This window comes from Paracoccus beibuensis (assembly GCF_026162625.1).
In the GTDB taxonomy this organism is placed as follows: Bacteria; Pseudomonadota; Alphaproteobacteria; order Rhodobacterales; family Rhodobacteraceae; genus Paracoccus; species Paracoccus beibuensis.
Genome location: NZ_JAOTBD010000012.1, coordinates 20,009 through 32,921 on the forward strand (window position 1 = coordinate 20,009; position 12,913 = coordinate 32,921).

At 66.1% G+C, this 12,913-nt stretch carries 9 protein-coding genes and 1 tRNA gene; 5 read left to right on the forward strand and 5 right to left on the reverse strand.

The window, feature by feature from the left end; translation table 11 throughout:
- Positions 1-3: 3 nt before the first annotated feature.
- From OC159_RS09770 to pyc, 4 genes are all read right to left on the reverse strand, one after another.
- Positions 4-621 (reverse strand): NADH-quinone oxidoreductase subunit C, encoded by a 618-nt coding sequence (locus OC159_RS09770; protein WP_265500965.1) that lies wholly within the window; start codon positions 619-621, stop codon positions 4-6.
- Positions 622-623: 2 nt separating this feature from the next.
- Positions 624-1,148 (reverse strand): NuoB/complex I 20 kDa subunit family protein, encoded by a 525-nt coding sequence (locus OC159_RS09775; protein ID WP_265500966.1) that lies wholly within the window; start codon positions 1,146-1,148, stop codon positions 624-626.
- A complete protein-coding gene (ndhC, locus tag OC159_RS09780) occupies positions 1,148-1,465 on the reverse strand; it encodes an NADH-quinone oxidoreductase subunit A (protein ID WP_407674089.1) in 318 nt (105 codons plus the stop codon). Before ndhC ends, OC159_RS09775 begins: the two co-directional genes overlap by 1 nt.
- 294 nt (positions 1,466-1,759) lie before the next feature.
- Positions 1,760-5,191 (reverse strand): pyruvate carboxylase, encoded by a 3,432-nt coding sequence (gene pyc / locus OC159_RS09785; RefSeq protein ID WP_265500968.1) that lies wholly within the window; start codon positions 5,189-5,191, stop codon positions 1,760-1,762.
- Between the two features lie 183 nt (positions 5,192-5,374).
- Between pyc and uvrA the strand changes: the two genes are divergently transcribed.
- The 5 genes from uvrA to panB all read left to right on the forward strand — a co-directional run bounded on the left by uvrA (position 5,375) and on the right by panB (position 11,396).
- On the forward strand, positions 5,375-8,230 hold the full coding sequence (uvrA, locus tag OC159_RS09790; protein WP_265500969.1) for an excinuclease ABC subunit UvrA: 2,856 nt from the start codon (positions 5,375-5,377) through the stop codon (positions 8,228-8,230).
- A gap of 142 nt (positions 8,231-8,372) precedes the next feature.
- Positions 8,373-8,447, forward strand: a tRNA-Gly gene (locus OC159_RS09795).
- Between the two features lie 381 nt (positions 8,448-8,828).
- Positions 8,829-9,305 carry a TetR/AcrR family transcriptional regulator gene (locus OC159_RS09800; RefSeq protein WP_265500970.1) on the forward strand — a complete coding sequence of 159 codons (477 nt, stop codon included), beginning with the start codon at positions 8,829-8,831 and terminating at the stop codon, positions 9,303-9,305.
- Positions 9,306-9,716: 411 nt separating this feature from the next.
- Positions 9,717-10,574, forward strand: a complete 858-nt coding sequence (gene panC, locus OC159_RS09805; protein ID WP_265500971.1) for a pantoate--beta-alanine ligase — start codon at positions 9,717-9,719, stop codon at positions 10,572-10,574.
- 12 nt (positions 10,575-10,586) lie between these two features.
- The gene (gene panB / locus OC159_RS09810; RefSeq protein WP_265500972.1) at positions 10,587-11,396 is read left to right on the forward strand and encodes a 3-methyl-2-oxobutanoate hydroxymethyltransferase; all 810 of its coding nucleotides are present in this window, start codon (positions 10,587-10,589) and stop codon (positions 11,394-11,396) included.
- 371 nt (positions 11,397-11,767) lie between these two features.
- On the opposite strand, the gene OC159_RS09815 is transcribed toward panB, so the two are convergent.
- Positions 11,768-12,904, reverse strand: a complete 1,137-nt coding sequence (locus OC159_RS09815; protein ID WP_265500973.1) for an MFS transporter — start codon at positions 12,902-12,904, stop codon at positions 11,768-11,770.
- Between the last annotated feature and the right edge of the window lie 9 nt (positions 12,905-12,913).

The window sequence follows — 12,913 nt, forward strand, 5'->3', positions numbered from 1 at the left end:
GCCTTACCCCTTGCTCTTTTCGTCGCCGGGCAGGACGTATTGGGTCCCCTCCCACGGCGAGAGGAAGTCGAACTGGCGGTATTCCTGCACCAGGTTGACCGGTTCGTAGATCACCCGCTTCTCGGCCTCGTCATAGCGGACCTCGACATAGCCCGTGGTCGGGAAGTCCTTGCGCAGCGGGTGGCCAGCAAAGCCATAGTCGGTCAGGATGCGCCGCATGTCCGGATGCCCCGTGAAGAGGATGCCGAACATGTCGAAGACCTCGCGCTCGAACCAGTTGGCCGACGGGTGGATGCGCGTCAGCGACGGCAGCATCTCGTCTTCGCGAATCGCGACCTTCACGCGGATGCGCTGGTTCTGGTACATCGACAGGAAGTGCCAGACCACGTCGAAGCGCTGCTGGCGCGACGGATAGTCGACGGCGGTGATGTCCACGAGCGTCGAGAACCGGCAGCTGCTGTCGCTGCGCAGGAACTCGATCAGGTCAAGGATGCCCGCGGCGGTCGCGGTCACCGTCAGGTCGCCGTTCGCGACGGCCGCGCCGACCACCTCGGCCGGGCGGCGGGTGCGGATATGTTCGGCCAGTTGGTCCAGCGCGTCGAGGTCGGGATAGACGGCCATCGTTACCTCACCAGGGTGCCGGTGCGCCGGATGCGGCGCTGGAGTTGCAGGATGCCGTAAAGCAGCGCCTCGGCCGTGGGCGGGCAGCCGGGGACATAGATGTCCACCGGCACCACGCGGTCGGCGCCGCGCACCACAGAGTAGCTGTAGTGGTAATAGCCGCCGCCATTGGCGCAGCTGCCCATGCTGATGACATAGCGGGGTTCCGGCATCTGGTCATAGACCTTGCGAAGTGCCGGGGCCATCTTGTTGGTCAGCGTCCCTGCGATGATCATCAGGTCCGACTGGCGCGGGGATGCCCGCGGCGCCGTTCCAAAGCGTTCGAGGTCATAGCGCGGCATCGAGGTGTGCATCATCTCCACCGCGCAGCAGGCCAGGCCGAAGGTCATCCAGTGCAGCGACCCGTTGCGGGCCCAGTTGATGATGTCCTCGGTCGTGGTCAGCAGGAAACCCTTGTCCTGCAGCTCGCGGTTCAGGGTGGCGGTCGCGACCTCGCGGTCGGGACCGGCAGTGTTCGCTCCGGTCATCACGCCCATTCCAAGGCCCCTTTCTTCCATTCGTAGGCGAAGCCCACGGTCAGCACGCCCAGGAACACCATCATCGACCAGAACGCCCCGTCGCTGAGGAACTGAAACGTCGTCGCCCAGGGAAACAGGAAGGCCACCTCGAGGTCGAAGATGATGAACAGGATCGACACAAGGTAGAATCGCACGTCGAATTTCATCCTTGCGTCGTCGAACGGGTTGAACCCGCTTTCATAGGCGCTGACCTTTTCGGGGTCCGGGTTGCGCACGGCGATGACGATGGCGGACAGCAGCAAGATCAGTGCAAGTGCCGACGCCATCCCCAGAAAGACGAGGATGGGCAGATAATCCTGCAGAAGGTTTTCCACGGGCGTTGATCCCCTTGTCGGTCGCGGGGATCACGGCTCACCTCGCGACGGGTTGGCTGAGTGCCGTTTAGACCCGGCAGGCTGCGGGGTCAACGGCTCCGAAACGGCGAAAAGCGGGGCATTGGACGCAATCGTGCAGAATCCAAGGCCGGCGCCGCAACGAAGCGCGGGCGACTTGTTCCGACAGGTGGGGGCGCTGCCGCGACCCCGCAAGGGCATGATTGCCCCGGGGGCCGCGGCAGAATGTCACTCGATCTCGACCAGCAGGTCCTTTGCGTCGATCTGCTGGCCGGGGCTGACGTGGAGGGCCTTGATGGTGCCGTCGCGGTCGGCGTGAAGGCCGGTTTCCATCTTCATCGCCTCGATGGTCAGCAGCAGATCGCCCTGCGTGACCGCCTGCCCCGCCGTCACGCCGACCGAGGCGATGACCCCCGGCATGGGCGCGCCGACATGACCGTCGTTGGTGGGATCGGCCTTGGGCCGCGCGGCCGAGGCGCCGACCGCCTTGCGGTTCGGGACCCGCACCTGGCGCGGCTGGCCGTTCAGTTCGAAGAAGACCTTCATCTCGCCCTTGTCGTCGGTCTCGCCCAGGGTCAGCAGGCGAATCTCCAGCGTCTTGCCGGGGTCGATCTCGACGCTGATCTCCTGCCCCGGCTCCATGCCGTAAAAGAAGGTCCGCGTCGGCAGGGTGCGCACCGGGCCATAGGTCTGGTGGCGCTGCATGTAATCGGTGAAGACCTTGGGATACATCAGGTACCCGTTCAGATCCTCGTCGTCGATCTCGACATCCAGATCCTCGATCAGCTTTTGGCGCACGGCCTCGATATCGACCGGTTCCAGATGCGCGCCGGGGCGGTCGGTGATGGGCGCTTCACCCTTCAGGACCTTCTTCTGGATGGCCTCGGGCCAGCCGCCGGGAGGCTGGCCCAGGTTGCCGCGCATCATGTCCACGACACTGTCGGGGAAGGACATGTCGCGGTCGGGGTCCGCCACGTCGGCCGGTGTCAGGTTCTGAGACACCATCATCAGCGCCATGTCCCCCACGACCTTGGAACTGGGCGTGACCTTCACGATGTCGCCGAACATCCGGTTCACGTCGGCATAGGCTTGGGCGACCTCGTGCCAGCGATCCTCCAGCCCCATCGACCGCGCCTGCGATTTGAGGTTGGTGAACTGTCCGCCCGGCATCTCGTGCAGATAGACCTCTGACGCGGGCGACTGCAGGCCCGACTCAAAGGCGGCATAACTTTCGCGGACCCGCTCCCAATAGTTGCTGATCGAGCGGATCGCGCCGATGTCCAGGCCCGTGTCGCGATCGGTCTGGGCCAGCGCCTCGACCACGGACCCCAGCGTCGGCTGGCTGGTATTTCCCGACAGCGCATCCATCGCGCAGTCGACGGCGTCCACGCCCGCCTCGGCCGCGGCCAGGATGGTCGCGCCGCCCATGCCGCTGGTGTCATGGGTGTGGAAGTGGATCGGCAAGCCGACCTCCTCCTTCAGGGCCTTGATCAGGATGCGGGCGGCGGCGGGCTTCAGAAGCCCCGCCATGTCCTTCAGCCCCAGCACATGCGCGCCGGCCGCCTTCAGGTCCTGCGCGGTGCGGACATAGTACTGCAGGTCATACTTCGACCGCTCGGGGTCCAACATGTTGCCGGTATAGCAGACGGTGCCTTCGCAGATCTTGCCGGACTCGATCACGGCGTCCATGGCGACGCGCATGTTCTCGACCCAGTTGAGGCTGTCGAAGACGCGGAAGACGTCGATGCCGGTCCTTGCGGCCTGCGCCACGAAGGACTGCACCACGTTGTCGGGATAGTTGGTGTACCCCACCCCGTTCGACGCGCGCAGCAGCATCTGCGTCATCAGGTTCGGCATGCCCGCCCGGATGTCGCGCAGCCGCTGCCAGGGGCATTCCTGCAGGAACCGATAGGCCACGTCGAAGGTCGCCCCGCCCCAGCATTCCACGCTGAACAGCTGCGGCAGGTTCGCGGCATAGGAGGGCGCCACACGGATCATGTCGATCGACCGCATCCGGGTCGCCAGCAGCGACTGGTGCCCGTCGCGCATGGTCGTGTCGGTGATCAACAGCTGCTTCTGCGCCGCCATCCAGTCGGCCACGGCCTGCGCGCCCTTCTCCTCCAGCAGCTGGCGGGTGCCCGGCGCGGGGCCCGCCACGGGCGCGGGCGGCACCGGGGGCCGCGCCTGCGCCGGCGGCAGCGGGCGGCCCGCCGTTTCCGGATGACCGTTCACGCTGATGTCGGCCAGGTAGGTCAGGATTTTGGTCGCCCGGTCCTGCCGCTTCTTGAAGTCGAACAGGTCGTCGGTCGTGTCGATGAACTTGGTCGTGTAGGTGTCGTTCAGGAAGGTCGGGTGCTTCAGCAGGTTGATCACGAAGTCGATGTTCGTCGACACGCCGCGCACCCGGAACTCGCGCAGCGCGCGGTCCATGCGCTTGATCGCCTGGTCGGGCGTCTGCGCCCAGGCCGTCACCTTGACCAGCAGCGAATCGTAATACCGGGTGATGACGCCGCCGGAATAGGCCGTGCCGCCGTCCAGGCGGATGCCCATGCCGGTGGCCGACCGATAGGCCGTGATGCGGCCATAATCGGGGATGAAGTTGTTCTGCGGGTCTTCCGTCGTCACGCGGCACTGCAGCGCGTGGCCTGACAGGGTCACGTCCTCTTGCCGGGGATGGCCGGTGGCCTCGGCCAGTGTCGCGCCTTCGGCGATCTTGATCTGGGACTGGACGATGTCGATGCCGGTGACCTCCTCGGTCACGGTGTGTTCGACCTGAACACGCGGGTTCACCTCGATGAAGTAGAACTGCTGGCTGTCCATATCCATCAGGAACTCGACCGTGCCGGCGTTCTGGTAACCGACCGCCTGGCCGATCTTCAGCGCCAGCGCGCAGACTTCCTCGCGCTGCGCCTCGGTCAGATAGGGCGCGGGCGCGCGTTCGACGACCTTCTGGTTGCGGCGCTGCACGGTGCAGTCGCGCTCATAGAGGTGATAGAGGCCGCCATGCGTGTCGCCCAGAAGCTGCACCTCGACGTGGCGGGCGCGCAGGATCATCTTTTCCAGATAGCCCTCGCCGTTGCCAAAGGCCGCCTCGGCCTCGCGCCGGCCCTCGCGGACCTTCTCGACCAGTTCCTCGGGCTTGTTTATGGGCCGCATGCCGCGCCCGCCGCCGCCCCAGCTGGCCTTCAGCATCAGCGGATAGCCGACCTCGGCTGCCTCGCGGCTGATGGCGTCGAAATCCTCGCCCAGAACCTCGGTCGCCGGAATGACCGGAACACCCGCCTGAATGGCCACGCGCCGGGCGCTGGCCTTGTCGCCAAGGGCGCGCATCGTGTCAGCGCGCGGGCCGATGAAGGTGATGCCCGCCGCCGCGCAGGCATCCACGAAGTCGGGGTTTTCCGACAGCAGGCCGTATCCCGGGTGGATCGCGTCGGCGCCCGACAGCCTGGCCACGCGGATGATCTCGGGGATCGACAGATAGGCCGCGACGGGGCCCAAGCCTTCGCCGATGCGATAGGCCTCGTCCGCCTTGAAACGGTGCAGGCCCAGCTTGTCTTCCTCGGCATAGACCGCGACCGTCTTCTTGCCCAGCTCGTTCGCCGCCCGCATCACGCGGATCGCGATCTCGCCACGGTTCGCGATCAGAATCTTCTTGAACATGCCGTCCCCCTTGTCCTCGTCGGCCGCATCCTAGCCGTGCTGCGTTGCAGCGCAAGCACCGCCATCGTCATGAGGCAAGGGCGACGAAAGGCGGAGACGCGTTTGATGTTCACTCTCCGTTCATATTTGGAACTTGCTTTTCAGGCATGCGTCCCTATGTGATGCGACTTGGCAGAGGGGCACGTGATGGAACAGAAGTTCATCGAGGTGCGCGGCGCGCGCGAACACAATCTCAAGGGCGTGGACATGGACATCCCGCGCGACCAGCTGGTGGTGATCACCGGCCTGTCGGGCAGCGGAAAGTCGTCCCTGGCCTTCGACACGGTCTATGCCGAAGGGCAGCGGCGCTATGTCGAAAGCCTGTCGGCCTATGCGCGCCAGTTCCTGGACATGATGGGCAAGCCGGACGTCGACCACATCAGCGGCCTGTCCCCCGCCATCAGCATCGAGCAGAAGACGACCTCGAAGAACCCCCGGTCGACGGTCGGCACGGTCACCGAGATCTACGACTACCTGCGCCTGCTGTTCGCCCGCGCCGGCACGCCCTATTCCCCCGCGACCGGCCTGCCGATCGAGGCGCAGCAGGTGCAGGACATGGTCGATCGCGTCATGGCCCTGCCCGAGGGCACGCGCGCCTATCTGCTGGCGCCCATCGTCCGCGACCGCAAGGGCGAGTACAAGAAAGAGCTGCTGGAGCTGCGCCGCCAGGGCTTCCAGCGCGTCAAGATCAACGGCACCTTCCACGACCTGGAAGACGCGCCCACGCTGGACAAGAAGTTCCGCCACAACATCGACATCGTCGTCGACCGCATCGTCGTGCGCGAGGGGCTGGAGACGCGGCTGGCCGACAGCTTGCGCACGGCGCTGGACCTGGCCGACGGTATCGCGCACCTGGAAACTGCCGAGGACGAACCGCAGCGCCTGACCTTCAGCGAGAAGTTCGCCTGCCCCGTCAGCGGCTTCACCATCCCCGAGATCGAGCCGCGCCTGTTCAGCTTCAACGCGCCCTTCGGCGCCTGCCCGGTCTGCGACGGCCTGGGGGTCGAGCTGTTCTTCGACGAACGCCTCATCGTGCCCGACGCCGCCCTGTCCGTGGACAAGGGCGCCATCGCCCCCTGGGCCAAGTCCAAATCGGCCTACCTGACGCAGACCGTCAACGCATTGGCCAAGCATTACGGCTTTGACAAGAAGACCGCCTGGAAGGACCTTACCGACGACATCCGCGGGATGTTCCTGCGTGGCTCTGGCACGGAGGAGGTCAAGTTCCGCTTCGACGATGCCGGCCGCGTCTATGAAATCGCCCGCACCTTCGAAGGCGTGATCCCGAACATGGAACGCCGGCTGCGCGAATCGGACAGCCAGTGGGTCCGGGAGGAGTTCGAGCGTTACCAGAACAACCGCCCCTGCGGCGCCTGCGCGGGCTATCGCCTCAAGCCCGAGGCGCTGGCCGTCAAGATCGGCGGCGCCCATATCGGCCAGTTGGTCGAACTGTCCATCAAGGAGGCGCTGGCCTGGATCGAGGCGGCGCCGGAGCACCTCTCTAAGCAGAAGAACGAGATCGCAGTGGCGATCCTGAAGGAGATCCGCGAACGGCTGGGGTTCCTGGTCAACGTGGGCCTCGATTACCTGACCCTGTCGCGCGCGGCGGGCACGCTGTCGGGCGGCGAAAGCCAGCGCATCCGCCTGGCCAGCCAGATCGGCAGCGGGTTGACGGGCGTGCTCTATGTGCTGGACGAGCCGTCCATCGGCCTGCACCAGCGCGACAACGACCGGCTGCTGACCACGCTGATGAACCTGCGCGACCAAGGAAATTCGGTCCTGGTGGTCGAGCATGACGAGGACGCGATTCGCCATGCCGACTATGTCTTCGACATGGGCCCCGGCGCGGGCGTTCATGGCGGCACGGTGGTCAGCCACGGCACCCCGGACCAGATCGCGGCGGACCCCGACAGCCTGACAGGGCAGTATCTGTCGGGCACCCGCGCCATCGATGTGCCGTCCGAGCGTCGGAAGGGCAACGGCAAGAAGATCACGGTGGTCAGGGCGACGGGCAACAACCTCAAGAACGTCACGGCGGACTTCCCGTTGGGCAAGTTCGTCTGCGTCAGCGGCGTGTCGGGCGGCGGCAAGTCCACCCTAACCATCGAGACGCTGTTCAAGACCGCGTCGCTGCGCCTCAACGGTGCGCGCCAGACCCCTGCCCCCTGCGAGACGATCAAGGGGCTGGAGCATCTGGACAAGGTCATCGACATCGACCAGCGCCCCATCGGCCGCACGCCGCGGTCGAACCCCGCAACCTACACCGGCGCCTTCACGCCCATCCGCGACTGGTTCGCGAACCTGCCCGAATCGAAGGCGCGCGGCTACAAGCCCGGCCGCTTCAGCTTCAACGTCAAGGGCGGCCGCTGCGAAGCCTGCCAGGGCGACGGCGTCATCAAGATCGAGATGCACTTCCTCCCCGACGTCTATGTCGAGTGCGAGACCTGCAAGGGCAAGCGCTATAACCGCGAGACGCTGGAGGTGCAGTTCAAGGGCAAGTCCATCGCGGACGTGCTGGACATGACGGTCGAGGATGCGCAGACCTTCTTCAACGCCGTCCCGTCGATTCGCGAAAAGATGGATGCGCTGATGCAGGTTGGCCTTGGCTATATCAAGGTCGGCCAGCAGGCGACCACCCTGTCGGGCGGCGAGGCGCAGCGCGTGAAGCTCTCGAAGGAGTTGTCGCGCCGGTCCACGGGCCGGACCCTGTACATCCTGGACGAGCCGACGACCGGCCTGCATTTCGAGGATGTGAGGAAGCTTTTAGAGGTGCTGCATTCGCTGGTGGACCAGGGCAACACGGTCGTGGTGATTGAACACAATCTCGACGTCATCAAGACCGCCGACTGGATCATCGACATCGGCCCCGAGGGCGGCGACGGCGGCGGACAGGTGGTCGCCACGGGCACTCCCGAGGCCGTCGCGAAGGTCGAAGCCAGCCACACAGGCCGCTATCTTGGGCCGATGCTCAAGCCGGCACGGCTACGCGCGGCCGAATGACCGGTGGTCTGAAGGCGCCGCAAAAAAGTTCGGACCATGGTGGTTTTTCCTCTTGCAGACCCCCGCCGCCTCCCGTAAATCACCGCTCACCGAAGGCGAGACGGTGACCGGAAACGGAAACGGATTGCAGACGGAACGGAGCGCGGGCGTAGCTCAGGGGTAGAGCATAACCTTGCCAAGGTTAGGGTCGTGAGTTCGAATCTCATCGCCCGCTCCAAAACAAAAAGGCCGGACCTCAGGGTCCGGCCTTTTGCTTGCAGTCTTGAATCGTCCGGACGGAACTTTGTTCGACAGGGGATGAAGACGGCCCTGGCGGCGTCAATCTCGAAATTTCAACCATGCACAAGCCAACCAAGGCCGCCTGCGGGTCACCCGACACGCAACGCGAGACAACTGCGTCCGTTTCCAGACCATTGTTGACCGCCCGCACAGGACCGCGCACCAGAACCTTGCGCAGCCTGCTTGACACTGTCAAGCGTTCGCTGCATCGCAGCATAAATTGATGAATCAGAGTTCGTCGCAGCTGGCTAAGCAACTTGTCGATACGACGATCGAGATGCTTGATGAAGCAGCCGGCACGGACCTGAGCCTCAGGGCTGTGGCTGCGCGAGCCGGGGTGTCCCATGCCGCGCCCGCGCACCATTTCAGGGGCCTGCCGGGGCTTAGAAATGCCGTGGCGAACCAAGGCTTTACTTGGCTTCGACGGGATCTGTCGGGGGCAACTCGGGACATCCAGGACGCCTTTGAGCGGCTGCTGGCGTTATGCCACGCCTATATCCGCTTCGCCGATGCACATTCGGCGCTGTTCCGGCTGATGTTCCAGGAACTTTCGAAAGGCGAAGCGTCGCTCCGCTGCAGCGCGGCAAGCGCCTATCAGCTTCTGCACGAGGCGCGGGCGCAACTGCACCCCTCTAGGGGTTCCCCAGCCTCGGAAGTGGCCATCCTGAGCATGGTTCATGGCTATGCGATGATGGGCCTCGGCCAGCCGCGACCCCCTGATTCTCCGCTGCCCCAAGTAGAACTCGCAACGCTGCTGCGGCTGCTGGTCCAGGACGACCAGCAGCCGGTCACCTGATCAGCCGTCTTGGCGGTTGAGGATGTCTTCGCCCATCCGCTCGTCGGTCTGCACCATGCGCAGTTTGACGCATCGGGTGAAGCCGGATTTCGGCTCCTCGGCCTCCAGTCCGGCAGAGAGCTATGCAGATCGCGTAGCCCGTTGAACAGCGGCAACAAGCCCGCCGCGTAACAGGGCGACCCGGCAGACAACTCGTACCTCTCGATCAGCAGCGGCTCCCGTTCCGCCTCGGCCAAATGACGGGCCGTCCCACAGCCCCCCGCGCCGCCACCCATGCAACTTTATCCCGATCTGATGCAGCGCGTCATTCACGTGGTGATTCCCTGTGGCGGAAAGCCATGCGCCGCGTCGCCGCCCTTGCCCGGGGGAGGTCTGGCGGCTAGGTTGCGGCGCACGCTTTGGGGGACGATCATGCAGATTTGCCGCAGCACGCAAGACATGCGCGCCTGCACGCGCGACTGGCGCGCCGCCGGTGCCCGCGTGGCGCTGGTGCCGACGATGGGCGCGCTGCATGACGGCCATCTGGCGCTGGTGGCCCGCGCACGGGATTGGGTCGAAGCCGAAGGCGGCGGCCGCGTCGTCACCTCGATCTTCGTGAACCCGACGCAGTTCGGCCCGAACGAGGACCTGGACAAGTATCCGCGCGACGAGGCGGGCGATCTGGCGCTGCTGCGCCGGGCGGGCTGCGACGGGGTGTTCCTGCCCACCGTACCCGACATCTATCGTCCCGGCGCCCAGACCCATGTGGAGGTCGCGGGCCTTGGCCGAATGCTGATCGGCCGTCTGCGCCCGGGCCATTTTCGCGGCGTGGCGACGGTGGTGACCAAGCTTTTCAACATCGTCGGGCCGGATGCCGCCGCCTTCGGCGAAAAGGACTACCAGCAGCTGACCCTGATCCGGCAGATGGTCGCCGACCTTGACGTGCCGGTGCAGATCCTGCCGGTTCCGACCGTGCGCGAAGCCGACGGGCTGGCCATGTCGTCGCGGAACGCGCGCCTGGCGCCCGCCGACCGCGCCGCCGCGCCAGTCCTGAACCGCGCCCTGGACCATGCACAGGCGATGGTGGCCCAAGGCCAGCCCCTGTCGCAGGTCCGCCGCCAGATCCGCGACATCCTGCGGCTCGAGTCCCAGGCCGAGGTGCAGTCCGTCGACATCCGCGACGCCCGCACCCTGACGCGCATCGCCGCTCCGTCGGGTTCGGTGGTCATCCTGCTGGCCGTCCGCTTCGGCGACGTGCTGCTGATCGACCAGCGCGTCGCACATCCCTGAAAGGTTCGCCCCATGTCCGCACAAGCCCCCGTAAAGCGCGTCACCGTCCCGCAGATCATGCAGGCGAAGGGCGCGACGCCCCTGGTTGCGCTGACAGCGTATACCGCGCCGATGGCGGCGCTGGTCGATGCGCATGCCGACATCATCCTGGTGGGCGATTCGCTGGGGATGGTGGTCCATGGCATGACCTCGACGGTCGGCGTAACGCTCGAAATGATGATCCTGCATGGCAAGGCCGTGATGCGCGGCAGCCAGCGCGCGATGGTCGTCATCGACATGCCCTTCGGCAGCTACGAGGAAAGCCCGGAACAGGCCTTCCGCAACGCCGCCCGCGTCATGGCCGAAACCGGCTGCGGGGCGGTCAAGCTGGAAGGTGGCAGCCGCATGGCCCCCACCATCCGCTTCCTGGTGGATCGCGGCATCCCGGTGATGGCGCATGTCGGGCTGACCCCGCAGTCGACGAACGTCATGGGCGGGTTCAAGACCCAAGGCCGCGACCAGTCCAGCTGGCCCGCCCACCTGACCGACGCCCGGGCCGTGGCCGAGGCCGGGGCGTTCTCGGTTGTCGTCGAGGGCGTGATGGAAGCCTTGGCAGACCGCATGACCGAAACAGTGGTGATCCCGACCATCGGCATCGGCGCCTCGGCCCGCTGCGACGGGCAGATCCTGGTGCTGGACGACATGCTGGGCCTGTCGGGCCGGGTGCCGCGCTTCGTTCGCAAGTTCGGCGACCTTGGCAGCCGCGCGGATGAGGCCATCGCCGACTACGCCGCCGCCGTCCGCGACCGCAGCTTTCCCGCCGAGGCGCAGGTCTATCGCTAGACCCTGACGGCTGAAATTTTCCAGCCGGTTCGGTTCCGCTGGACAAGCCGGACATGTCAGACCAACCTGACTGCGCACCCGTCCCGGCGCCTGGCCGCCGTTCTGCATCTTGCGGATCACCGCGCTAAGCGTGCTCGGTCTCTCTGCGCAGCAGAAATCCGTCGCCATTCGGATCAAACCAATGAAGTCGGCGGCACCCGAAGCATAGGGACGTCCGAGCGACGAAAAATTGTGAAGCTGATGCGCGCCCAAGGGGCGGCGACGCCTTGGAGACCGGTCATGCGCAGGGCGACCGGACAAGCGTCGGCGCATTCTACAAGACCGACTGCGGCGATCTTGATTCGCATGCAGACTGTTACGACCGCTGCCCGTCAGCGGCTCTCGAAATCGGCGGTGGCGGCCAGACGCGACAGCGCCAGCGGGATCAGCAGCAGGACGGCCAGCCCCAGGTAGATCGTCCCGAGGCTCAGCCTTTCGGCCAGCCAGCCGATGCTGCTTGGCGCCAGAAGGATGCCGGAATAGCCCATGATCGTGACGACCGACAGGCCCACGCCGGATGCCAGCCCCGGCACGTTGCCCGCCGCCGACAGGGCGATGGGCATCATGTTGGCGATGCCGATCCCCGCCAGCGCAAAGCCCGCGATGGCCAGCATCGGACCGCCCGCCAGACCCGCCAACGCCAGGCCGGACATCGCGATGCCAGCGCTGACCTGCAGCGTCCGGACCGCGCCGAAGCGCAGCCGCAACCCGTCGCCCAGGAAGCGCATCATGGCCATCGTCCCGGCGCAGGCAGCGAACCCCCAGCCCGAGACCGTCAGCGATGCGCCCATCTCGCGCTCCAGATAGACGGCGGCCCAATCGAGGATCGCGCCCTCGGGGATCATCGAGGTCAGCGCCATCAGCCCCAGCAGATAGGGCAGCGCCGTTCGCGGCAGGCGCAGGGGGGCCTTCGCTTCACCGGGTGCCGGGGCATCCGCCAGCAGGCGCGGCAGCGCCCAGGCCAGTGCGGCAAAAGCCACGGCGCTGACGACCACCGCATGCAGGGTGTCGCCGCCTGCCTGAATGATCGCGCCGCCCACGCCAGCGCCGGTAAAAGCCCCGAGGCTCCAGAACCCGTGGCAGGACGACATGATCGCCCGCGCGCGCGCACGTTCGACCGCTACCGCGTTGGCGTTCATGGCGACATCCATCCCGCCGATCAGGCCGCCGAACAGGAACACCGCCGCCGCCACCGTCCACAGGTTCGGCGCGGCCGAGATCCAGATCAGCGACGGCGCGGCCAGCCATGCGCTGAGCGTGACGGCGCGCCTGGAACCAGCCCGTGCGACCATCGCACCGAAGACCGGCATCATGCACAGCGACCCGATCCCCAGCCCCAGGACGATCAGCCCCAGCGTTGCCTCGGTGATGTCCAGCCGCGACATCAGCACCGGCAGCTTCGGCGCCCAGCTGCCGACGATCAGCCCGTTCACGAAGAACAGCATCGATACCGCCCAACGGACGGTCACGCCCGGCAC

Coding starts and splice junctions, on each gene's coding strand:
- OC159_RS09775 (WP_265500966.1), bottom strand. CDS start 1,148: ATGACCGGAGCGAACACTGCCGGTCCCGACCGCGAGGTCGCGACCGCC.
- ndhC (WP_407674089.1), bottom strand. CDS start 1,465: ATGGCGTCGGCACTTGCACTGATCTTGCTGCTGTCCGCCATCGTCATC.
- pyc (WP_265500968.1), bottom strand. CDS start 5,191: ATGTTCAAGAAGATTCTGATCGCGAACCGTGGCGAGATCGCGATCCGC.
- panC (WP_265500971.1), top strand. CDS start 9,717: ATGCAGATTTGCCGCAGCACGCAAGACATGCGCGCCTGCACGCGCGAC.
- panB (WP_265500972.1), top strand. CDS start 10,587: ATGTCCGCACAAGCCCCCGTAAAGCGCGTCACCGTCCCGCAGATCATG.
- OC159_RS09770 (WP_265500965.1), bottom strand. CDS start 621: ATGGCCGTCTATCCCGACCTCGACGCGCTGGACCAACTGGCCGAACAT.